Source organism: Pseudomonas sp. KB_15 (assembly GCF_052114525.1).
Taxonomy (GTDB): Bacteria; Pseudomonadota; Gammaproteobacteria; order Pseudomonadales; family Pseudomonadaceae; genus Aquipseudomonas.
The window spans coordinates 111837-134625 of sequence record NZ_JBFREX010000017.1 but is presented as its reverse complement, the minus strand read 5'-3'; the positions used below and the strand labels follow the sequence as shown (position 1 = coordinate 134625).

Here is a 22789-nt window from a genome sequence, read left to right as displayed (position 1 = left end):
GTGCCATGACCCGCAGTAAATGGCTCGCTGCCCTGTGCCTGCTCCCGTTTGCGCTGTTCTTCATCGTGTTCGAAATCGCCCCGCTGACCTGGGTGATGATCAACAGCCTGCAATCGGAAGAGTTCGGCTGGGGCCTGGCCAACTTCAGCAAAATCTTCAGCTCGAAGTTTTACCTGCAGGCGATCCAGTACAGCCTTGAGATCAGCTTCTGGTCCAGCGTGTTCGGGATCATCATCGCCATACTTGGCGCCTACTCCCTGCGCCAGGTCGATTCGAAACTGCGCAACTTCGTCAACGCCTTCGCCAACATGACCAGCAACTTCGCCGGTGTGCCCCTGGCCTTCGCATTCATCATTTTGCTCGGTTTCAACGGCAGCTTCACCATCATGCTCAAGCAGGCCGGCATCATTCAGGATTTCAACCTGTACTCGAAAACCGGGCTGATCATTCTCTACACCTACTTCCAGATTCCCCTCGGCGTGTTGCTGCTGTACCCGGCCTTCGACGCCCTGCGTGAAGACTGGCGCGAGTCTGCCGAGCTGCTCGGCGCCAATGGCTGGCAGTTCTGGCGGCACATCGGTCTGCCGGTGCTGACCCCGGCATTGCTCGGCACCTTCGTGATCCTGCTGGCCAACGCCCTCGGTGCCTACGCCACGGTATATGCCCTGACCACCGGCAACTTCAACGTGCTGCCGATCCGCATCGCAGCGATGGTGTCCGGTGACATTTCCCTGGACCCGAACCTGGCTAGCGCCCTGGCCGTGGTGCTGGTGGCCTTGATGACCCTGGTGACCATCGTGCATCAGCTGCTGTTGAAGAGGAGCTACCATGTCTCGCGCTGAACTGGGACCCGCCGGTGTCTACCACCGCGTCGCGGTGTATTTACTGTTTGCCATCCTGCTGTTGCCGCTGGCCGGCACGCTGGTCTACTCGATCGCCAGCAGTTGGTCGGCGACCATCCTGCCCAGCGGCTTCACCCTCAAATGGTACATCCAGCTGTGGAGCGATCCGCGCTTCCTGCATGCGTTCGGGCAATCGCTGCTGGTCTGCGTCGGTTCGCTGATTCTTTCGGTGGTGCTGATTCTGCCGCTGCTGTTCGTGGTGCATTACCACTTCCCGAAACTCGACGCGCTGATGAACATCCTGATCCTGCTGCCCTTCGCCGTGCCACCGGTGGTGTCTTCGGTGGGGCTGCTGCAGCTCTATGGTTCCGGCCCCTTCGCCATGGTCGGGACGCCGTGGATCCTGATCGGTTGCTACTTCACCGTGGCGCTGCCGTTCATGTACCGGGCGATCACCAACAACCTGCAGGCGATCAACCTGCGCGACCTGATGGACGCCGCTCAGTTGCTCGGCGCCAGCACCTTTCAAGCAGCGTTCCTGGTAGTGCTGCCGAACCTGCGCAAGGGCCTGATGGTGGCACTGCTGCTGTCGTTCTCGTTCCTGTTCGGTGAGTTCGTGTTCGCCAACATCCTCGTCGGCACCCGCTACGAAACCCTGCAGGTCTACCTCAACAACATGCGCAACAGCAGCGGTCATTTCACCAGTGCGCTGGTGATTTCCTACTTCTTCTTTGTGCTGGTCCTGACCTGGGCTGCCAATATCTTGAGCAAGGACAAAAGCCAATGAGCTTCGTCAGCGTCCAACATCTGAAAAAAGACTACGCAGGCACCACGGTGTTCAGTGACATCAACTGCGAGATCCAGAAAGGTGAGTTCGTCACCCTGCTCGGCCCGTCCGGCTGTGGCAAATCCACCCTGCTGCGCTGCATCGCCGGCCTGACCTCGGTCGATGGCGGCAAGATTCTGCTCGATGGTCAGGACATCGTGCCCCTGAGCCCGCAAAAACGTGGAATCGGCATGGTGTTCCAGAGCTATGCCCTGTTCCCCAACATGAGCGTGGAACAAAACGTCGCCTTCGGCTTGCGCATGCAAAAGGTCAATGCCGACGACAGCCAGAAGCGTGTTGCCGAAGTGTTGAAGCTGGTGGAGCTGACCGACTTCGCCGCGCGTTATCCGCATCAACTGTCCGGTGGCCAATGCCAGCGTGTTGCCCTCGCCCGCTCACTGGTGCCCCGCCCACGCCTGTTGTTGCTGGACGAACCGCTGTCGGCCCTGGACGCGCGGATTCGCAAGCACCTGCGCGAACAGATCCGTCAGATCCAGCGCGAACTGGGCCTGACCACGATTTTCGTCACACACGATCAGGAAGAAGCCCTGACCATGTCTGACCGGATTTTCCTGATGAATCAGGGAAAGATCGTACAAAGCGGCGACGCCGAAACCCTCTACACTGCGCCGGTGGACGTGTTCGCTGCCGGATTCATCGGCAACTACAACCTGCTGGATGCCGACAGCGCTTCGAAGCTGTTGCAGAGACCGATCAGCAAACGTATCGCCATTCGCCCGGAAGCCATCGAACTGAGTCTTGACGGCGACCTGGACGCGCAGATACGCAGCCACAGCCTGCTGGGCAACGTGATTCGCTACCGGGTCGAAGCCCGGGGCGTGGAATTGGTGGTGGATGTGCTGAACCGCTCGGCGGCCGATCTGCATCCCGATGGTCAGCGCCTGGCGCTTTCCATCGATCCGACGGCCCTGTGTGAGGTAGCCTGATGCCTTTGCTTATGCTGAAGAGAGAACTGCACTGATGGCCCTGGCAATTTTTGATCTGGACGAAACCCTGATCCACGGCGACTGCGCTACCCTTTGGAGCGAGCAGATGGGCCGCCTTGGCTGGGTCGATCCCGAGTCGTTCATGCGGCAGAACAACGAACTGATGGACGCCTACAGCCACGGCAAACTGCGCATGGAGGACTACATGACCTTCAGCCTGGAGCCGTTGATTGGTCGTACGCCCGCAGAGGTCGAGCATCTGGTTGGCCCGTGGGTGGAAGACTTCATCGAACCAATCATTTTCAGCGACGCCACCAAAACCATCGCGGCCCATCGCAAGGCCGGCGACCGGATCCTGGTGATCTCGGCCTCGGGTACGCACCTGGTCGGCCCCATCGCCGAGCGCCTGGGCATCGACGAGATTCTGGGCATCGAACTGGAAGTGGCCCACGGCGTTTACACCGGCCACACCGTGGGTACCCTGACCTACCGCGAAGGCAAGATCGTGCGCTTGCTGGAGTGGCTGGATGCAGAGGAGGAAAACCTCGAAGGCGCGAGTTTCTATTCCGACTCTCGCAACGACCTGCCACTGTTGCTGAAGGTGGATTACCCCCACGTGGTCAACCCCGATCCGGTGTTGCGCGAGCAGGCTGAAAAGGCCGGGTGGCCGATTCACGACTGGAAATAACCCGGCCCCCTGTGGGAGCGAGCTTGCTCGCGATGGCGGCGAGTCAGTTACATTAATATCAACTGACACTCCGCTAATCGCGAGCAAGCTCGCTCCCACAGGTTTCTCGTTGTCAGCTCAGGCACTCGTCAATCACCAACACCACTTTCCCCGCCACGGTATTGCTCGCCAGCTCGGCAAACGCYGCCTCGGCATCCTTGATCGCAAAGGTCCTGGCCAGTTGCGGGCTCAAGCGCCCCTCGGCGAACAACGGCCACACGTGCAGGCGTAGATCGCTGAACAGATCGGCCTTGAACTGATCGTCACGGCTGCGCAGGGTCGACCCCAGCAACTGCACACGCTTGGCCAGCACCTGGGCCAGATCCAGCTTGGCTTCGCGGCCGCCCATCAGACCGATCAACACCCAACGGCCATCTTGCGCCAACAATTTGAGGTTCAATGCCGCGTAATTGCCGCCCACCGGGTCGAGTATCACGTCGAACGGCCCCAGATCCCGCAGGCTCTCCAGATCCTCGTTACGCACCACGCCGCCCTGGGCGCCCAGCGCTTCGCAGTACGCCAGTCGCTCGGCGGAGCCGGCGCTGACCCAACACGGGTTGCCGAAGGCCTTGCACAGCTGAATGGCCGCTGAACCAATTCCACTTGCTCCAGCATGCAGAAGAACTTTCTGACCTGGCTTGAGCGCAGCCAGTTGAAACAAATTCAGCCAGACCGTTGCATAAACTTCGGGCAATGCAGCCGCTGCGACCAGTGACACTCCGTCGGGAACCGGCAGCACGTGCCGCCCGTCGACAACCACCTCTTCGGCCATCCCGCCCCCGGCCAGCAAGGCGCAAACCCGGTCGCCAACCTGCCAGGATGAACCCGGCCCCACCTCGCTGATTACTCCCGAGCACTCTAGACCGAGCACTTGACTGGCCCCCGGTGGTGGCGGGTAAAGACCCGCTTTCTGCAATAAATCGGCACGATTGAGGCCCGCTGCAGCCACTCGAATACGAACTTGTCCTACATCGCACGCAGGACTCGCCTCATCAACCCATACCGCTTGACCGTCAACGCCTTGCAATGCTTTCACAGTGCCTCCATAGTGAGTCTGGACTGAGCCCGAAGTTATAGCGTCGGGCTTTTTGCATTATGCGACCGGCTCTCAAAGAACCGGCGACTTCAAAGACGGCCTAATATGCGTTATCAATTGTCCCYGCGTCGAATCAGCATGAAGCATCTGTTCCCCAGCACTGCTCTCGCCTTGTTCATCGGTATCGGCTTGCTGCCGATGTCGAGCAATACATTCGCAGCCAATAGCTGGGACAAGCTTCAACCCGATCGTGACGAAGTGATCGCCAGTCTGAACGTCGTGGAGTTGCTCAAACGCCACCACTACAGCAAGCCACCGCTCGATGACGCGCGCTCGGTGATCATCTACGACAGCTACCTCAAGCTGCTGGATCCGTCGCGCAGCTATTTCATGGCCAGCGACATTGCCGAATTCGACAAGTGGAAGACGCAGTTCGACGACTTCCTCAAGAGCGGCGACCTCAACGCCGGGTTCACCATCTACAAGCGCTACCTGGACCGCGTAAAGGCGCGTCTGGACTTCGCTCTTGCCGAGCTGGACAAAGGCGTCGACAAGATGGACTTCACCACCAAAGAAACCTTGCTGATCGACCGCAAGGACGCCCCTTGGCTCAAATCCTCCGCAGAACTCGACGACCTGTGGCGCAAACGCGTCAAGGATGAAGCGCTGCGGATGAAGATCGCCGGCAAAGAGCCCAAGCAGATCCAGGAAACCCTGACCAAGCGCTACAAGAACCAGTTGGCACGCCTGGACCAGACCCGCGCGGAAGACATCTTCCAGGCGTACATCAATACCTTCGCCATGTCCTACGACCCGCACACCAACTATCTGTCGCCGGATAACGCGGAGAACTTCGACATCAACATGAGCCTGTCCCTCGAGGGCATCGGCGCCGTGTTGCAGAGCGATAACGACCAGGTGAAAGTCGTGCGCCTGGTGCCGGCAGGTCCGGCGGACAAGACCAAGCAGGTTGCACCGGCCGACAAGATCATCGGCGTTGCCCAGGGCAACAAGGAAATGGTCGACGTGGTGGGCTGGCGCCTGGACGAAGTGGTCAAGCTGATCCGTGGTCCGAAGGGCACCGTGGTGCGCCTGGAAGTCATCCCGGCCAGCAATGCGCCGAACGACCAGACCACCAAGATCGTGCCGATCACCCGTGAAGCGGTGAAGCTCGAAGACCAGGCCGTGAAGAAGTCGGTACTGAACCTGAAGCAGGACGGCAAGGACTACAAGCTCGGCATCATCGAAATCCCGGCGTTCTATCTGGACTTCAAGGCCTTCCGTGCCGGCGACCCGGATTACAAGAGCACCACCCGCGACGTCAAGAAGCTGCTGACCGAGTTGCAGAAAGAGAAAGTCGACGGCGTGGTCATCGACCTGCGTAACAACGGCGGCGGTTCCTTGCAAGAGGCCACCGAGCTGACCAGCCTGTTCATCGACAAAGGCCCGACCGTGCTCGTGCGTAACGCCGATGGCCGCGTCGATGTCCTGGAAGATGAAAACCCGGGCGCGTTCTACAAAGGCCCGATGGCATTGCTGGTCAACCGCTTGTCTGCCTCGGCTTCGGAGATTTTTGCCGGCGCCATGCAGGACTACCATCGCGCACTGATCATCGGCGGCCAGACCTTCGGAAAAGGCACCGTGCAGACCATTCAGCCGCTCAACCATGGCGAACTGAAACTGACCCTGGCCAAGTTCTACCGGGTTTCCGGGCAGAGCACCCAGCATCAGGGCGTCTTGCCGGACATCGATTACCCGTCGATCATCGACACCAAGGAAATCGGTGAAAGCGCCCTGCCCGAAGCCATGCCGTGGGACACCATCAAGGCCGCAATCAAGCCTGCGGTGGATCCGTTCAAGCCGTACATTTCACAGCTCAAGTCCGAGCATGACGTGCGCACGGCCAAGGATGCAGAGTTCGTGTTCATCCGCGACAAGCTGGCCCTGGCGCAGAAACTGATGGCCGAAAAAACCGTCAGCCTCAATGAAGCCGAGCGCCGTGCCCAGCACGCCGACATCGAAGCCAAGCAACTGGCCATGGAAAACATCCGTCGCAAGGCCAAGGGCGAAGAACCGCTCAAAGAGCTGAAGAAAGAAGACGAGGACGCTATTGCGGCCGAGGATGACAAGACCAAGCCGGAAGACGACGCCTACCTGAGCGAAACCGGGCGGATTCTGCTGGATTACCTGAAACTCAACACGGCAGTGGCCAAGCACTGAGTTATTACAAGCAACTGATGGCAATTTAATGTTGACGCTCCCCGGAGCGTCATCAAGCAGTCATCATTCTGTCGTGAAATAAAGGACCGGGCGTGCTCTTTTTACCAAGGGCACGCCGGTCCTTTTTTTATCGCCAGAGATCGCCATGACCACAACCGAACAGCTGAGTGCATTGAGCTCAATTCTGACTCAAAGCGGTCTGCACAGCCTGTTCCAACCGATCATCAGCCTCTCTGAACGGCGCATTCTCGGTTACGAAGCCCTCAGTCGCGGCCCCTCCAACAGCCCTCTGCACTCCCCTGTCGCCCTGTTCGCCGTCGCCCGCCAGGCCGGACGCCTGAGCGAGCTGGAGATTGCCTGCCGCGAAAGCGCTTGCCGACGCTTCAATGAGCAACAACTGCCTGGCATGTTGTTCCTCAACGTATCCCCGGAATCCCTTCTCGAAGCGGCCCATCAACCRGGGCGCACCCTGCAATTGCTGCAGGACTTCGGCATTGCGCCGAGTCAGGTGGTCATCGAGCTCACGGAACAAACGCCGACGGATGATTTCCAGTTGCTGCAAACCGCCCTGCATCACTATCGGGCGATGGGGTTTTCGATTGCGCTGGATGATCTGGGGGCGGGTTATTCGAGTTTGCGCTTGTGGTCGGAGCTGCGGCCGGATTACGTGAAAATCGACCGGCATTTCATTGATGGCATTCATCAGGATTCGCTCAAGCGCGAATTCGTCGGCTCGATCCTGAAAATCGCCAAGGCCTCGCGGGCGCAAGTCATTGCCGAAGGTATCGAGTTACCGGAAGAGCTCACGGTGCTGACCGAGATGGGTGTGGATTTGGTCCAGGGCTATCTGCTCTGCCGCCCCCAGGAACACCCACCGCGGGATGCCCGGGCATTGATGCCCCGACAGGACAGCACCGCTGTTGTACTGAGCGAGGACGGCAGCGACCTCAGCGCCCTGCTCAACGAGCAACCTGCCATGGACCGCGACACTCCGACCGCCACGGTGCTCGAAGCCTTTCGCCGCCAGGCCAACCTGAACTCGCTGGCGATCCTGAATGAACAGGGTCAGCCTTGCGGTATCGTCCATCGGCATTCGCTCTCCGATGCCCTGCTCAAGCCCTTTGCCACCGATCTGTTCGCCCGCAAACCCATCAGCCGGTTGATGAACGATGACTTCCTCGCCGTCGAGCTGAGTCAGTCGCTGCAACAAGTCAGCCGCCTGATCACAGGCCGTGCCCGCCAGCGCATCGAAGAAGATTTCATCATCACCCTCAACGGCGGCTACCTGGGACTGGGCCGGGTGATTGACGTGCTCAAGCTGATCACGGAACTGAAGATCCAGCAGGCCCGCTACGCCAACCCGCTGACCTTGCTCCCGGGCAACGTGCCGATCCAGCAATGCCTGACGCGGCTGCTGCAACAGCAACGGGAATCGGTGATCTGCTACGTGGACATCGATAGCTTCAAACCTTTCAACGACATCTACGGCTATGGCCGCGGCGACGAAGTCCTGCTGTGCCTGGCCCAATGCCTGAACGACCGCATCGACCCGTCCCGCGACTTCGTCGGCCACATCGGCGGTGATGATTTCCTGCTGGTGCTCGGCCCGGAAGACTGGCGCAAACGTTTGAACCAGTTGCTCGACGACTTCCAGAGCCAGTGCCGACGTTTCTACCGCAGCGAACACCTGGAGGCCGGATGCTTCATCGCACCAAATCGACAGGGCGTACGGCAGGAGTTTGCGCTGTTGTCGCTGTCGATCGGCGTTGTGCATCTGCATCCACAGGCCTGTGGACAACTCGATGCGAGCCAGCTGGCGGAAATGGCGTCACAAGCCAAGCACCATGCGAAGAATGTGCAGGGGTATAGCGTGCACGTGATTGATAGCCGGGTGGTTTCGACTGTTGAAGAGGTGCTCGTTACCGGGCATCGATAAGGGATCTCGGCATCACGCCAATCAACGAGGTGCCGAGGAAGACTTCAGCTCTTCGAGCTTGATCGGCGCCAACGGATGCCCGGCCTTCGCCGCGATCTCCCAGAACCGCGCGGCTTCAACCGGATCCGGTGCCTTGCTCGCCGTCCCGGCCAGACTGATCACTCCAACTTGATACGCCGCCTTGCCATCGCCCGCCAACGCCGCCAGGCGCAACAAACGCGCGCCCTCTTCACGAGCGCCAAGGCCGACGCCACGAAACGTCAGGATATGCCCATAGAAGCTCTGGGCGCCGACGTCGCCCAGGTTGGCCATGCGTGCAAACTGGCCTTCAAGCCAGCGCCAGCCCTGCGGCTGGCGAACAAACCACGGCCAGTGAAACAGTCTGCGCGCGAGCCAATATCCGGATCGCGCCTTGAGTTGCAAAAACACTCAGGCCTCGGCCGATTCCGGGTATTCGTACTCGAACACCCGCACCACTTCCGAAGCATGCCAGGACGCGGCGGCAACGCCGTCCGACGGCCCGGAAAAGCGCCCGAGGCGCTCGACACATTCAAAAAATCCGGTGCGCGGCAGGCGACTGGCGCCCTGGCTGATCACCAGTGAACTGCGCAATGGCTGCTCTGCCCTGGCGTCCAGTGCCGCCAGATGCTCAAGCGCCGCCGTCAGGGTTTGCATGGCCGGTGTCGGCAACTGCAAACGTTCCAGTAATGCCCGATAAGTCAGAAGATGGCGCTGACGACGCGCCTGATCCAGTTCGCCCAGCAATCCGTCCCAATGTTGACGACTGATGCGTACGCTCACGATTCATCCCTCCACCCTGGCACCGTCAATTCCCAGGCCAGGCTGCGACGAATCGCGGCGTCGGGCAGACGCTCGCCACTTTCGATCATGGCCAGGTAAGACGGGCTGATGCCTACCGTGCGGGCCAGCGCCTCGATGGCGATGCCCTTTCCTTCGCGCAAACTGCGTAGTTGATCCAGACCCGGAAGAATCGCGTCTGGTGTTGCCGCCTGAAGCTTCATGGCTTCAGGCGACGCCTGCTCCTTGATGCCTGCTGCTTTCAGTAACGCCTGATACTGAGCCCATGGCAGAACCGCATATTCGGGTTCGCCTTCGCGTGTAATTATCTGAATATCCATGACTACCCCGTAGGACAACAACACTTAGCGAGTCGGCACTTTTCCCTAGAAGTGTAATCCTAACAGCGGCCAAGGTCGCGGGGGGCATCAATCTGTGAACAGGTCGAAATCGACTCAGTGTTTTTTCGGGCCTTGAAGTTGAAGTTGCTCGGGGGTATCAGGCAGGCGCTCGACCACCGCGAGCTTCTCCGGCACCTGCCGCTTTCGCCAGGCACGGAAGGCATTGAGTTCGTCGTCGAGGACTTTCATCAGCCATGCCAGTACGGCGATGTCATCGAGCATGCCAAACATTGGTATGAAGTCCGGGATCGCATCCACCGGACTGAGGAAGTACATCAGGCCCGCGACAACCGAAACCAGCGCCTTGGGGCTGATGGCACGATACTCACCGCGCCAGTAGGCCAGGCAGAGTGCCTGCAACAGCTTCAAATCGTCCTTGATCTTGCCCAGTCGATTGCCCTGGCTCGCGCCTTTGCTGGCGACCGCAAACAACAGGGTCGGCAATCGGCCGCGCGCCAGCAGGCGTCCAGCCAGTGGCAGGAATCGAGCGAAACTCCAGGGTGCTTTCATCATTCCTCCCGTTGAAATGTTATCCACACAAATTGTGGATAACCTTGTGAACAGAGCTGCTTTTCATCGCTGTAAGCCCCGCTTTACAAGGCCTCCGTTCAGATCGGGCGTTTTTTACTCATCAAAAAAAACCCATAATTTCATTGACTTGGCGGCCTGGTGCGTCTACCGCCAACGCCTACTATGCCTAAGACTCCGACCTAGAGCGCCTGTTCGTTTTTTTTACCCGTGCCGAACGCCAGATGCAACAACGCCCCGCATAAGCGAGGCGTTGTTATCGAAGCAGACGCTGGTTACTTGGCAGCGGCGTCTTCTTTTGCCGGATCCTTGATGGCCAGCAGTTCCAGGTCGAATACCAGCACCGAGTTGGCTGGAATCGCCGGGCTCGGGCTTTGAGCGCCGTAAGCCAGGTCAGCAGGGATGTACAGTTTGTACTTCTCGCCAACGTGCATCAGTTGCAGGCCTTCGACCCAACCCGGGATCACACCGCTGACCGGCAGATCGATCGGACTGCCGCGCTCGACGGAGCTGTCGAATACGGTGCCGTTGGTCAGCTTGCCGGTGTAGTGAACGGTCACTACGTCAGACGGCTTTGGCTGAGGGCCATCGGCTTTCTGCACTACTTCGTACTGCAAGCCCGAAGCGGTGGTGGTCACGCCGGCTTTCTTGCCGTTTTCTTCGAGGAATTTCTTGCCGGCAGCGGCCGACTCTTCGCTCATCTTGGCCATGCGTTCTTCAGCACGCTTTTGCAGTGCGGCGAACGCCTCAACCAGTTCTTCGTCCTTGAGCTTCTGCTCTTTCTTGCCGACGGCGTCTTCGATGCCCTGGGCTACAGCTTTGGAATCCAGATCATCCATGCCTTCCTGAGCCAGGCTCTTGCCCATGTTCAGGCCAATGCCGTAGGAAGCTTTTTGCGCCGGAGTTTTCAGCTCTACGCTGGTCTGCGAATCACAACCCGCGAGTACCAGGCTAACCAGGGCCACCGCCGCCGCCAACCGATGCTGTTTCATGCTATTTCCTTGTTCATGCGCCTAAAGGGCAATCGAGTAAAGCCGCGAGCTTATCAGGCCGCCACGACCAATGGCTACCGGCATGAGAGCCGGAAACAATTGATAAGTTCAGGTGTTTAAACGCATTTCACCATTCGGGGGATGAAGCTTCTTTCATCTTGTTCCGACGCAGGCTGATTCCTGAACCTGCAACATCTGGCGTAATGGCCTCTTGCCGCACCTTCGGCACTCAGGCATAACGACATGATAGTTCAACAAGGATGTTTATCTTGCGCCTCTTCTTTCGCCTGCTGGCTCTCATCGCAGTACTGTTCGGACTGGTCATGGCCGTGGTTCTTTACTATGTCGCCAACCCGAAATTGCCGGCCTGGTCGCCGGCACAACAGGTGCACTACCTGGAGCAATGGAGCGCCGCCGATCGAGAAACTTATTACTTCACACCCCAGGGCACTCAGGTCAAAGGCTTGCGCTACGACTGGTTCACCGCCCTCGAACTGCCCTTCTCGCAGCAACGCTTCGCCGCCCCCGAGTACCTCGCCCGTTTCGGTTTTCTGGTGGACCCCGGCCAGAAACCGACACCGAACAACCCCGGCAACCTCCCGGCAGGCTTTACCCGGCATCAGAATGCGGGGAGCCCGGATGTGTTTCTGGATGTCACCTGCGCGGCCTGCCATACCGGTGAACTGCGTTTCAAGGGCCAGGCCGTGCGTATCGACGGTGGCTCGGCGCAGCATGTTCTGCCCTCCAGTGTTCCTACACTCAAAGGGGGCAGTTTCGGACAAGCGCTGGTGGTCAGCCTGGCCTCGACTTACTACAACCCGTGGAAATTCGAGCGCTTCGCACGCAATGTGCTGGGTCAGGACTACGAGACGCACCACAAACAACTGCGCAAAGAATTCAAATCTTCAATGGATACGTTCCTCAAAGTGGCCTGGAACGATACCCATCGCGGGCTCTATCCGACCGAAGAAGGTCCGGGGCGCACAGACGCCTTCGGGCGCATCGCCAACGCCAGCTTCGGTGATGCGATTTCCCCCGACAACTACCGCGTGGCCAATGCCCCGGTCGACTATCCACAGTTGTGGGACATGTGGACGTTCGAATGGGTGCAGTGGAACGGTTCGGCGAAACAACCGATGGCGCGCAACATCGGCGAGGCGTTGGGCGTCGGTGCCACGCTGAATTTCTTCGACGGGAACGGCCAGCCGCTGATGGGCGATGCCCGCTATCCCTCCAGCGTGCGCGTGCGCGATCTGCACCTGATCGAAGAAACCCTGCAACGACTCGCGCCTCCGGCCTGGCCGGAAGATCTGTTGGGCGCGGTCGACAAACCTCTGGCAGCAAAGGGTCGCGCCTTGTTCACCGAAAACTGCGCGGGTTGTCATGTACCGCGTACCACCCAGGGCGACGGGCGATATGTCCAGCATCTGAAAATGGTCCCGGTGAATTACATCGGCACTGACCCCGGTGCGGCCAACAACATCGCCGACCACCGCTTCGACCTCACAGCATTGCAATGGAAGCAGGCGGAACTGGAAAAACTTGATGTGGAACCCAAACCCGCCGAGCCACTGGACCTGAGCAAAATGTCCGTGGCCAAGGGGCTGGCCTATGTCACGGCATTTGTCCAGGACCGCGCGTATCAAGACGCCAATGTTACCCCTGCCGAGCGCCCTGAAATGGACGGTTTCGGCCTGCCGATCGGTGTGCGCGAATTGCGTTCGTACAAGGCCAGGCCATTGGCGGGTGTATGGGCGACAGCGCCGTTCCTGCACAACGGTTCGGTACCGAGCATTTATCAATTGCTGTCACCTCAGGATGAACGTGCGACCACGTTCTACAAAGGCACTTTCGAATACGACCCGGGGCACCTGGGTTACCGCACCGAAGCCTTTACCAACGGTTTCCTGTTCGACACGCGAATCACCGGCAACCACAACAGTGGTCATGAATTCCGTGCCGGCAATCTCGGCAATGGCGTGATTGGCCGCGGGTTGCAGCCGCAAGAACGCTGGGCACTGCTGGAATACCTGAAAGTGCTGGGCGGCCCGCTGGAAGCGCAATTGCCATGACCACAGCCTCAGTCACAGGGACTCTCTCATGCTGATTACACTCTGGCTGCGCCTGGGCGCCTTCCTCGGCAAGCTGTTGCTGTGGCTGCTGGGTCTTGGAGTGCTTGGCTGGGCATTGGCCAGCGCCTGGTTTGCCTGGCAGCAGCGCGGACCGGTCTCGGCGCAGGAGTTGATTGCGGACGATGAAGCCGCGATGACCCAGGACATCATCCAGACCGCTGTGCGCATCGTCGATCAGCACCGTGAAAGCACCCGCTACCTGCGCGATGCCCATGCCAAGGCCCACGGCTGCGTCAAAGCCGAAGTTCAGGTGTTGCCGGAACTGGCCAGCGAATTGCGCCAGGGCGTGTTCAGCGAGCCGGGCAAAACCTGGCAAGCGACGATGCGCCTGTCCAATGGCAATGCCTACCCGCAGTTCGACAGCATCCGCGATGCCCGGGGCATGGCGATCAAGCTGTTCGATGTTCCGGGCAAACAACTATTGAGCGATCAGCAGGGGCGAAGCGAACAGGACTTTGTGATGTTCAGCCATCCGAACTTCTTTGTAAGTAGCGTGGCCGAATACCGTCAGAACGTCGCTGCCCAGGCCGACGGTAAAAAAATGATGGCGTTTTTTCCGGGCCGGGATCCACGTTCGTGGCAAGTTCGCCACCTGTTTATTGCCTTGGCAACATTGTCCCCTGCTCCATCGAGCCCAACCCGGACGACGTACTTTTCGGTTTCACCCTACAAATTCGGTGAAGCCAATGCGAAGTTCCGGGTCATGCCCGATCCGGGCAGTTGCCCGGCCTACAACCTGCCGGAACAAAATCGCAAGTTGCCGAACTTCCTGCGCAATGCGCTGAATCAACAGTTATCGACCGACCGGGTACCCGCGTGTTTCGTCTTGCAAATCCAGCGACAGGACGCCAACAAGTACATGCCGATTGAGGACACCAGCATTGAATGGCGCGAAAGTGATGCGCCCTTCGAGACGGTGGCGCAGATCAAGGTGTCGGCGCAGGACTTCGATACACCGGCGCTGAACCTGCAATGCGACAACCAGTCATTCAATCCCTGGTTCGGTATCGAGGCACACCGCCCCATCGGCGGGATCAATCGCCTGCGCAAAGCTGTATATGAAGCTGTCAGCGACTACCGTCACGCCCGCAATGCCGGACTGTAGGAGCGAGCTTGCTCGCGAAAAAACCATGGGCGCCGCTGGGCATCTGAAATTACGCGGTCCTTCGCGAGCTGGCTCGCTCCTACAGGGAGCGAGGAAAGCCAAATCCAGGACAGCAAAAAGCCCGCACAAGGCGGGCTTTCTGTGGTGACCTGGCGTTCAGTGTTCCAGGTTACCGAATATGGCGCAGCGGACGGGACTCGAACCCGCGACCCCCGGCGTGACAGGCCGGTATTCTAACCGACTGAACTACCGCTGCGCGTAACACTGAAAACGAATGGTGGGTGATGACGGGATCGAACCGCCGACATTCTGCTTGTAAGGCAGACGCTCTCCCAGCTGAGCTAATCACCCTTCGCTTCGGTGTGGCGCGCATTCTACGGAGCGACCCAACCTCTGGCAAGCACTTTTTAAAATAATTTTCTCAGGCCTTCCAAAGGCTTAGAGAAAGGTTGGCCTATGGCACGGCGAAGACAATAATGCCCCCCTTTGTATAAAGGAGAGACTCACCCCATGTGGTTCAAAAACCTGCTTATCTATCGCCTGACCCAAGATCTGCCTGTTGATGCCGAGGCGTTGGAAACTGCACTGGCCACCAAACTGGCGCGTCCATGTGCAAGCCAGGAGTTGACCACCTACGGTTTCGTCGCGCCGTTCGGCAAAGGCGAAGATGCGCCGCTGGTGCACATCAGCGGTGACTTCCTGCTGGTGTCCGCGCGCAAGGAAGAACGTATTTTGCCGGGCAGCGTCGTGCGTGACGCGGTCAAGGAAAAGGTCGAAGAGATCGAAGCCGAGCAAATGCGCAAGGTCTATAAGAAGGAACGGGATCAGATCAAGGATGAAATCATCCAGGCCTTCCTGCCTCGCGCCTTTATCCGCCGCTCGTCGACCTTTGCTGCCATCGCGCCCAAACAGGGCCTGATCCTGGTCAACTCGGCCAGCCCGAAACGCGCCGAAGACTTGCTGTCGACCTTGCGCGAAGTGATCGGCACCCTGCCGGTGCGTCCGCTGACCGTGAAAATGTCCCCGACCGCTACCATGACCGAGTGGGTCACCACGCAGAAAGCCGCGGACGATTTCTTTGTACTGGACGAGTGCGAACTGCGCGACACCCACGAAGACGGCGGCATTGTGCGTTGCAAGCGTCAGGACCTGACCAGCGAAGAAATCCAGTTGCACCTGAGCACCGGCAAAGTGGTCACCCAACTGTCCCTGGCCTGGCAGGACAAACTGTCATTCGTCCTCGACGACAAGATGGTGGTCAAGCGCCTGAAGTTCGAAGACCTGCTGCAAGACCAGGCGGAACAGGACGGCGGCGACGAAGCCCTGGGCCAACTGGACGCCAGCTTCACCCTGATGATGCTGACCTTCGGCGACTTCCTGCCGGCGCTGGTTGAAGCGCTGGGTGGTGAAGAGACTCCGCAGGGGATCTAAACCCTGGTGATATCCAAACTGTAGGAGCGAGCCTGCTCGCGATAGCGGAATGTCAGTCAACATCCCTGTTGAATGTTAGTCCCTCATCGCGAGCAGGCTCGCTCCTACATTGGTTTTTGTGGAGCTACTTAATAACAAGGATAAGGCCATGCGCGCACTGGCTGCATTGAGTCGTTTTGTCGGTAACACCTTCGCTTACTGGGTACTGATTTTCGCTGTCGTGGCGTTCCTGCAGCCGGCGTGGTTCCTCGGCCTCAAAGGCGCCATCGTGCCCTTGCTCGGGCTGGTGATGTTCGGCATGGGCCTGACCCTCAAGCTCGAAGACTTCGCCGAAGTCGCTCGCCATCCCTGGCGCGTGGCTCTGGGCGTGGTTGCACATTTCGTGATCATGCCGGGCGTGGCGTGGTTGCTCTGCCAGGTGTTCCACTTGCCGCCGGAAATCGCCGTCGGCGTGATTCTGGTCGGCTGCTGCCCAAGCGGCACATCGTCGAACGTGATGACCTGGCTGGCCCGTGGCGACCTGGCGCTGTCGGTGGCCATCGCCGCCGTCACCACCCTCCTCGCCCCGCTGCTTACGCCGGCGCTGATCTGGCTGCTGGCCTCGGCCTGGTTGCCGGTGTCGTTCATGGAGTTGTTTTGGTCGATCCTGCAAGTGGTGCTGTTGCCGATCGTGCTGGGCGTGGTTGCCCAACGCTTGCTCGGCAACAAGGTCCGTCATGCGGTGGACGTTTTACCGCTGGTGTCGGTGGTCAGCATCGTGATCATCGTCACGGCAGTCGTCGCCGCCAGCCAGGCGAAGATTGCCGAGTCCGGCCTGTTGATCATGGCCGTGGTCATGCTGCACAACAGCTTTGGCTACCTGCTGGGTTACTTCACCGGGCGCCTGTTCAAGCTGCCTCTGGCTCAGCGCAAGTCCCTGGCCCTGGAAGTCGGCATGCAGAACTCCGGATTGGGTGCCGCGTTGGCGAGTGCGCACTTCTCGCCACTGGCGGCAGTGCCAAGTGCATTGTTCAGTGTCTGGCACAATATTTCCGGGGCATTGCTCTCCACGTATTTCCGCCGCATGAGTGAAAAGCAGGATCGGGAAATAGCGGCGCAACAGGTCAGTGACTGACTCGCGATCTTGATCTGAAAACTTGATCCCCGGGTTAATGCTGGGCACTATATTGCCCATCGCGAGGACGACCTCGCGGCTCGATCGAGTCATTAATCAGGGGACGACCCCGTCAGACGATGGAGGTCTTCATGTCCTGGATCATTCTGTTTTTCGCCGGCCTGTTCGAAGTGGGCTGGGCCGTCGGCCTCAAGTACACCGACGGCTTCACCCGCCCGCTCCCCACTGTATTGACCGTTGCGGCCATGGTTATCAGCCTTGGCTTGCTCGGCCTTGCAATGAAGGAACTGCCGCTGGGTACGGCCTATGCGATCTGGACCGGTGTCGGCGCCGTTGGCACGGTGATCGCCGGGATCATTCTGTTTGGCGAGTCGATGGCGCTGGTGAGGCTGGCGAGTGTGGCGTTGATCATTAGCGGATTGGTCGGGCTCAAGGTCAGCGCTTGATTTTCAGACCGCCATCGCGAGCAAGCTCGCTCCCACAGGGCTGGAGGTGAATCACACATTTTGTGTACACCTGCGATTATTGTGGGAGCGGGCTTGCCCGCGATGAGGCCAGCACAGCCAGCGGCTATCTAGCGGACCCACGCAACTCCCCCACCAACGCCTGCAACTTCGCCGGCTCCGCCACTTCAAACGCCACCGCCGGCCCAGCCACCAATGTCACTCGCGACCACAGGCGGTGAAACAGCCCCTTGCCCGGATCGCGGCTGAAGAAACTCCCCCACAACCCCTGCAAGGCCAATGGAATCACCGGCACTGGTGTCTCTTCGAGAATCCGCGTCAACCCGCCCTTGAACTCATTGATCTCGCCATCGGCGGTCAATTTACCCTCGGGGAAGATGCACACCAGTTCACCGTCCTTCAGATACCGGGCAATGCGCGTGAAGGCCTTTTCGTAGATCTGGATGTCTTCATGACGCCCCGCGATAGGAATCGTCCCCGCGGTACGAAAGATGAAATTCAGCACCGGCAGGTTGTAGATCTTGTAATACATCACAAAGCGAATCGGCCGCCGCACCGCGCCGCCAATCAACAAGGCATCGACGAACGACACGTGGTTGCACACCAGTAACGCCGCGCCTTCATCGGGGATCAGATCCAGGTTGCGGTGCTCGACGCGGTACATGGAATGGCTGAGCAGCCAGATCATGAAACGCATGGTGAACTCGGGGACGATCTTGAAGATGTAGGCGTTGACACCGATGTTCAGCARCGACACCACCAGGAACAGCTGCGGGATCGACAGCTTGGCCACACTCAGCAAGACGATCGAGACAATCGCCGACACCACCATGAACAACGCATTGAGGATGTTGTTGGCGGCAATCACCCGCGCCCGCTCGTTCTCCGCCGTACGTGACTGGATCAGCGCGTACAGCGGCACGATGTAGAAACCGCCGAAGACGCCCAGGCCGAGGATGTCGAGCAACACCAGCCAGGCGTGGCCAAAACCGAGGATGTCGATCCAGCCATGGCCGGCGGCGCTGTCCGGTATTAAGCCGGAATGCCACCACAGCAGCAGACCGAATACGGTCAGGCCGAACGATCCGAACGGCACCAGGCCAATCTCGACTTTGCGCCCGGAGAGCTTCTCGCACAGCATCGAACCCAATGCGATGCCGACCGAGAACACCGTCAGAATCAGCGTCACCACGGTTTCGTCGCCGTGCATCCATTCCTTGGCATAGGCCGGGATCTGCGTCAGATAAATCGCCCCGACAAACCAGAACCACGAGTTGCCGACAATCGAGCGTGACACCGCGGGCGTTTGCCCCAGGCCCAGTTTCAACGTGGCCCAGGACTGACTGAAGATGTTCCAGTTCAGGCGCAATTGCGGCGTGGCGGCCGCCGCGCGGGGAATGCTGCGGCTGGCCAGGTAGCCGAGCACGGCAATGCCGATGATCGCCGTGGACACCACCGGTGCGTAATGCGCCGAAGACATCATGACCCCGGCGCCAATGGTGCCGGCAAGGATCGCCAGGAAGGTGCCCATTTCCACCAGGCCGTTGCCCCCCACCAGCTCATCTTCATGCAAGGCTTGCGGCAGGATCGAATATTTCACCGGCCCGAACAGCGCCGAGTGAGTCCCCATGGCAAACAGCGCCACCAGCATCAGCGACAGGTGATCGAACAGGAAGCCAATCGCACCGACCGCCATGATGGCGATTTCCCCAAGCTTGATCAGGCGGATCAACGCATCCTTGGCGAACTTTTCCCCGAATTGCCCGGCCAGTGCCGAGAACAGGAAAAACGGCAGAATGAACAGCAACGCACACAGGTTGACCCAGATAGAGCGGTCACCCTCGATGCTCAACTTGTACAAAATGGCCAGGATCAACGACTGCTTGAACACGTTGTCGTTGAACGCCCCAAGGGACTGGGTAATGAAGAACGGCAGGAAGCGCCGGGTACGCAACAAGGTGAACTGTGAGGGGTGACTCATCTTCCATGTGTCCCTGATTATGTAGAGAGTGGCCTGGATACTGTAATTGGAGTATCGAAAACCGATTCAGGCCACACCTTACCTAATCTTTGCCGGTTATTTCTTCAATCCGGCAATGCACGGCGAGACAAACAGCTCGCCCCGCCAGGCGCCCAGCACCGTGCGCTTGCCGACAATCAGCCACATCACCGCCAGCAACGCCACCAGCACACAGCCAAACACATTGAAAAACGTCAGGTTCAAGGTGCTGGCCAGTTTCAATGTCGCTAGAGAATAGACGCCCAACGGAAAGGTAAAGCCCCACCAGCCGAGATTGAACGGAATGCCGGCACGCAAGTAGCGCACGGTAATCAGCAGCGCCATCAGCATCCACCACAAACCGAAACCCCACAGGGTGATACCGGCCACCAGCCCCAATCCTGCCGCAATTTCACCGACTCCCGGCAGACCATTGGCGGAGAAGATCAGCGGTGCATCGCCGCCCAGCACCAGCATGCCCAACGCACCGGTGCCAATCGGGCCAAGGGCCAGCCAGCTCGAGGCGGCCATGTTTTCGTGGGGCAGTTTATGCAGGGCCATGCGCAGCAACAGAATGGTCAGGATGCTGAAGGCTACCGGCAGGGAAAAAGCCCAGAGCACGTAGCTGGTCACCAGCACCACCAGTTGCGAATGAGCGTCGGCCAAATGCGGCGCCAACAGACCACCGCTGGCGGCCGCCACTTCCGCCGCGACCACCGGCAACAGCCAGACGGCGGTCATCTGGTCGATGCTGTGCTCCTGGCGGGTGAACATCATGTAGGGGATCAGCACGCCGCAGGCCAGCGACATGGCCACATCCAGCCACCACAGCACCTCGGCCAGCGAAATCACCCCTTCACCCCAGCGCGGCAGGCCGAATACCAGGAAGCCATTGATGATGGTCGCCAGGCCCATGGGGATGGTGCCGAAAAACATCGAAACCGTGGAGTGGCCGAAAATCCGCCGCGCTTCGTCGAAAAACAGCACCCAGCGCGCCGTGTATAGCGCCGTAAACAGCAGAAACAGCACGATATTGAACAGCCATAGGGCTTCGGCAAAGGCGTGCAAGGCGGGCATGGCGACCGGCAATTGCGCCAGTGCCAACGCCAGCACGCCGGTACCCATGGTGGCCGCGAACCAGTTGGGAGTGAACTGGCGGATCACTTCGCGTGGGTGCTGCAGGTGACTGAAAGGTTTGATTCCGGGCTTGATGCTATTGGCGCATGTCATGGCGAACTCCTGTCCTCTCGTGAGGTAGAGCCCATGTTAGATCCGAATAGAATATCTATATAACGGGTAATATCTCTATATGTTATCTATTACATAGATATTTAATCAGGAACCGGCCTCACATGCCCTGCCTGAACGCGGGCGCATCAAACCTGCCAAAGCGCCAAGGGCCAGAAGAATCAACACCGTTCCATAACCGTCGATGGTCGCCACCAAACCGAGGGTTCGGCTCAGGTTCCCGGCCAGCAGCGATGGCAGGCAGAAGGCGAGATAGCTGAGCGCGTAATACGCCGATACGAGCCCGGCACGCTCATGGGGCAAGGCCAGCGGCACCAGACTACGCAAGGTGCCAAGAAAACCGGAGCCGAAACCACACCCTGCGACCAGTGTGCCAAGGAAGAACAGCAGCAGGCTGGCACTGTGCACACCCAGCAAAATCAGCACCACACCCGTTGGCATCATGCTGGCGCCCAATAATAACGCCTTGTCGGCGGGTCGGTTGCGCATGCTGTAAATCATCAGCGCACCGGTCAACGTCAATGCGGCAACGGTCGCCCCGCCAATCATGTTCGAGGTCGAGCCCGTGGCCGTGCGCACCAACGAAGGCGCCAGGGAAGCGTAGAAACCGCCGAGAGCCCACAGGGCAGTATTGAGCGGCAGCACCCGCCACAAAGTCGAGCGCGCTTGCAGCGGCACATGCAGAGTAGGTCGCAATGAGGCCCAAACCCCGGCCTGCCGCGAGACGCTTTCCGGCAAGCGCCAGACATACAACGCCTGCATCACAAACAATGCCAGCAGCAGCCAGAACGTCAGGTGCAACGGCGCCGGGGCGAACTCGGCTAACGCACCGCAGCCCAACCCGCCAATGGCCATACCGGTCAACGGTGCAACGCTATTGACCAACGGCCCCCGTTCGCGGTCGGTATCCAGCAGCGTTGCGCCCAGCACCGCGGTAGCCATGCCGGTGGCAAAACCTTGCAGGACCCGGGCACTGATCAGCCACGCAACGCTATCGGCGTAGATAAACAGCAGCATCGCCAGGACGTTCAGCACCACCGCTGTGAAAATCACCGGTTTGCGCCCCAGGTAATCCGACAGCGATCCGACCGTCAGCAACGCCGCCAACAGACTGAGGGCGTAGACGGCAAAAATCAGGGTCAAGGTCGCGGCCGAAAACTGCATCTGCTCCTGATACAGGTGATACAGCGGCGTCGGCGCGGTGGAGGCCGCCAGGAAACTGAGCAAGGTAACGGCGAGAAACCACAGGCTGGCACGGTTTGAATGAGAATTGGGCATGGGCGCGCTCCACAAAAGCTAACTTTTTGCTTTTGCCGAGTGTGCTACTGGATCCCTCTTAAAGCAAATTCTTTGTGTTAAGGTCCGAGGCATGGCTTTTACGGGAAACCCAGGATGACAGCTCCCACCTTACGCCCGGGCGGACGCAGCGCGCGGGTACAAGAATCGATTCATTCGGCCGTGCGTCAACTCCTCGAGGAGCAGGACCGCGCCAGCCTGACCGTGCCGCAAATTGCTGTGCGCGCAGGCGTTACACCCTCGACCATCTATCGTCGCTGGGGTGATTTGTCGGCGCTGCTGGCCGACGTCGCCCTCGCCCGTATGCAGCCCGACAACGACCCCACCCACACCGGCAGCCTGCGCGGCGATATTCGAGCCTGGGCGGAACAGTACCTGGACGAAATGAGCTCCGAACCTGGCCGCAATATGCTGCGCGACGTACAGGCGGCTCTCAAGCCAAGTTACTGCGCGACTATTATTGCCGGRCAGTTGCAGACAATCCTCGACCGTTTTCCCAACGAGTCCGTGCCGGGTGTCGATCGGCTGATCAACCTGATCGCCGCCCCCATCGTTTTCCGCATTCTGTTTTCCGAGGCAGCGCTGGAGGTCGAAGAGCTGCATCGGTTGATCGAAATTGCGTTGATTGCGTAGTACCGCTATTCGCGAGCAAGCCCGCTCCCACAGTTGATCGCGTTTTTCCTGAAAGAAACCGCTCGAATGTGGGAGCGGGCTTGGTCCGGGCGGCGTTCCGACGAAGAGGCCCGT

General features: G+C 59.4%; 21 protein-coding genes and 2 tRNA genes. 12 read left to right on the top strand and 11 right to left on the bottom strand.

Annotation, left to right across the window (positions count from 1 at the left end; genetic code table 11):
- The first annotated feature begins 5 nt into the window (after positions 1 to 5).
- Genes AB4Z35_RS16320 through AB4Z35_RS16305 form a run of 4 tightly spaced genes read left to right on the top strand, consistent with a single transcriptional unit; the run spans position 6 to position 3303 of the window.
- A complete protein-coding gene (locus AB4Z35_RS16320; RefSeq protein WP_442098151.1) occupies positions 6 to 842 on the top strand; it encodes an ABC transporter permease in 837 nt (278 codons plus the stop codon).
- Positions 829 to 1629, top strand: coding sequence for an ABC transporter permease (locus AB4Z35_RS16315; protein ID WP_442098112.1), 801 nt, complete (start codon positions 829 to 831; stop codon positions 1627 to 1629). The genes AB4Z35_RS16320 and AB4Z35_RS16315 overlap by 14 nt, the downstream gene beginning before the upstream one ends.
- Positions 1626 to 2615 carry an ABC transporter ATP-binding protein gene (locus AB4Z35_RS16310; protein WP_442098111.1) on the top strand — a complete coding sequence of 330 codons (990 nt, stop codon included), beginning with the start codon at positions 1626 to 1628 and terminating at the stop codon, positions 2613 to 2615. Before AB4Z35_RS16315 ends, AB4Z35_RS16310 begins: the two co-directional genes overlap by 4 nt.
- A 34-nt stretch (positions 2616 to 2649) precedes the next feature.
- Positions 2650 to 3303, top strand: a complete 654-nt coding sequence (locus tag AB4Z35_RS16305; protein ID WP_442098109.1) for an HAD family hydrolase — start codon at positions 2650 to 2652, stop codon at positions 3301 to 3303.
- A gap of 112 nt (positions 3304 to 3415) precedes the next feature.
- On the opposite strand, the gene AB4Z35_RS16300 is transcribed toward AB4Z35_RS16305, so the two are convergent.
- Positions 3416 to 4378 carry a zinc-binding dehydrogenase gene (locus AB4Z35_RS16300; protein ID WP_442098108.1) on the bottom strand — a complete coding sequence of 321 codons (963 nt, stop codon included), beginning with the start codon at positions 4376 to 4378 and terminating at the stop codon, positions 3416 to 3418.
- Between the two features lie 138 nt (positions 4379 to 4516).
- Here AB4Z35_RS16300 and AB4Z35_RS16295 point away from each other — a divergent pair, with 138 nt between their 5' ends.
- Both AB4Z35_RS16295 and AB4Z35_RS16290 read left to right on the top strand, forming a co-directional pair.
- Entirely contained in the window at positions 4517 to 6598 is a 2082-nt protein-coding gene (locus tag AB4Z35_RS16295; protein WP_178087205.1) for a carboxy terminal-processing peptidase, read from the top strand.
- Positions 6599 to 6743: 145 nt separating this feature from the next.
- Complete coding sequence (locus AB4Z35_RS16290) at positions 6744 to 8534, top strand: bifunctional diguanylate cyclase/phosphodiesterase (protein WP_442098107.1); 1791 nt, start codon at positions 6744 to 6746, stop codon at positions 8532 to 8534.
- A gap of 21 nt (positions 8535 to 8555) precedes the next feature.
- On the opposite strand, the gene AB4Z35_RS16285 is transcribed toward AB4Z35_RS16290, so the two are convergent.
- From AB4Z35_RS16285 to AB4Z35_RS16265, 5 genes are all read right to left on the bottom strand, one after another.
- Positions 8556 to 8963, bottom strand: a complete 408-nt coding sequence (locus AB4Z35_RS16285; protein ID WP_007997288.1) for a hypothetical protein — start codon at positions 8961 to 8963, stop codon at positions 8556 to 8558.
- On the bottom strand, positions 8964 to 9335 hold the full coding sequence (locus AB4Z35_RS16280; protein ID WP_007898892.1) for a hypothetical protein: 372 nt from the start codon (positions 9333 to 9335) through the stop codon (positions 8964 to 8966).
- A complete protein-coding gene (locus AB4Z35_RS16275; RefSeq protein ID WP_442098105.1) occupies positions 9332 to 9673 on the bottom strand; it encodes a helix-turn-helix domain-containing protein in 342 nt (113 codons plus the stop codon). Before AB4Z35_RS16275 ends, AB4Z35_RS16280 begins: the two co-directional genes overlap by 4 nt.
- Positions 9674 to 9787: 114 nt before the next feature.
- Positions 9788 to 10243, bottom strand: coding sequence for a YkvA family protein (locus AB4Z35_RS16270; RefSeq protein ID WP_442098104.1), 456 nt, complete (start codon positions 10241 to 10243; stop codon positions 9788 to 9790).
- Positions 10244 to 10536: 293 nt separating this feature from the next.
- Positions 10537 to 11253 carry an FKBP-type peptidyl-prolyl cis-trans isomerase gene (locus AB4Z35_RS16265; protein WP_007997283.1) on the bottom strand — a complete coding sequence of 239 codons (717 nt, stop codon included), beginning with the start codon at positions 11251 to 11253 and terminating at the stop codon, positions 10537 to 10539.
- Positions 11254 to 11522: 269 nt separating this feature from the next.
- Here AB4Z35_RS16265 and AB4Z35_RS16260 point away from each other — a divergent pair, with 269 nt between their 5' ends.
- Positions 11523 to 13325, top strand: coding sequence for a di-heme-cytochrome C peroxidase (locus AB4Z35_RS16260; RefSeq protein WP_442098102.1), 1803 nt, complete (start codon positions 11523 to 11525; stop codon positions 13323 to 13325).
- A gap of 28 nt (positions 13326 to 13353) precedes the next feature.
- Entirely contained in the window at positions 13354 to 14490 is a 1137-nt protein-coding gene (locus AB4Z35_RS16255; RefSeq protein WP_442098101.1) for a catalase family protein, read from the top strand.
- Positions 14491 to 14669: 179 nt separating this feature from the next.
- Here the strand turns inward: AB4Z35_RS16255 and AB4Z35_RS16250 are convergent.
- Positions 14670 to 14746 (bottom strand) — tRNA-Asp (locus tag AB4Z35_RS16250).
- Between the two features lie 19 nt (positions 14747 to 14765).
- A tRNA-Val gene (locus AB4Z35_RS16245) sits at positions 14766 to 14841 on the bottom strand.
- Positions 14842 to 15000: 159 nt separating this feature from the next.
- Between AB4Z35_RS16245 and rdgC the strand changes: the two genes are divergently transcribed.
- The 3 genes from rdgC to sugE all read left to right on the top strand — a co-directional run bounded on the left by rdgC (position 15001) and on the right by sugE (position 17481).
- Positions 15001 to 15921 (top strand): recombination-associated protein RdgC, encoded by a 921-nt coding sequence (gene rdgC / locus AB4Z35_RS16240; RefSeq protein WP_442098100.1) that lies wholly within the window; start codon positions 15001 to 15003, stop codon positions 15919 to 15921.
- Between the two features lie 148 nt (positions 15922 to 16069).
- Positions 16070 to 17035 carry a bile acid:sodium symporter family protein gene (locus AB4Z35_RS16235; RefSeq protein ID WP_008001225.1) on the top strand — a complete coding sequence of 322 codons (966 nt, stop codon included), beginning with the start codon at positions 16070 to 16072 and terminating at the stop codon, positions 17033 to 17035.
- A 131-nt stretch (positions 17036 to 17166) separates the two neighbouring features.
- On the top strand, positions 17167 to 17481 hold the full coding sequence (gene sugE / locus AB4Z35_RS16230) for a quaternary ammonium compound efflux SMR transporter SugE (RefSeq protein ID WP_442098098.1): 315 nt from the start codon (positions 17167 to 17169) through the stop codon (positions 17479 to 17481).
- 124 nt (positions 17482 to 17605) lie between these two features.
- Here the strand turns inward: sugE and AB4Z35_RS16225 are convergent, their stop codons facing one another.
- The 3 genes from AB4Z35_RS16225 to AB4Z35_RS16215 form a co-directional block, all read right to left on the bottom strand.
- A complete protein-coding gene (locus AB4Z35_RS16225; protein WP_442098096.1) occupies positions 17606 to 19480 on the bottom strand; it encodes an MFS transporter in 1875 nt (624 codons plus the stop codon).
- Between the two features lie 96 nt (positions 19481 to 19576).
- Positions 19577 to 20728: a TDT family transporter gene (locus AB4Z35_RS16220; protein WP_442098094.1), complete on the bottom strand. Its 1152-nt coding sequence runs from the start codon at positions 20726 to 20728 to the stop codon at positions 19577 to 19579.
- 105 nt (positions 20729 to 20833) lie between these two features.
- A complete protein-coding gene (locus AB4Z35_RS16215; protein ID WP_442098092.1) occupies positions 20834 to 22024 on the bottom strand; it encodes an MFS transporter in 1191 nt (396 codons plus the stop codon).
- Between the two features lie 114 nt (positions 22025 to 22138).
- On the opposite strand from AB4Z35_RS16215, the gene AB4Z35_RS16210 reads away from it, so the two are divergent.
- Positions 22139 to 22675 carry a TetR/AcrR family transcriptional regulator gene (locus AB4Z35_RS16210; RefSeq protein ID WP_442098091.1) on the top strand — a complete coding sequence of 179 codons (537 nt, stop codon included), beginning with the start codon at positions 22139 to 22141 and terminating at the stop codon, positions 22673 to 22675.
- Positions 22676 to 22789: the final 114 nt, after the last annotated feature.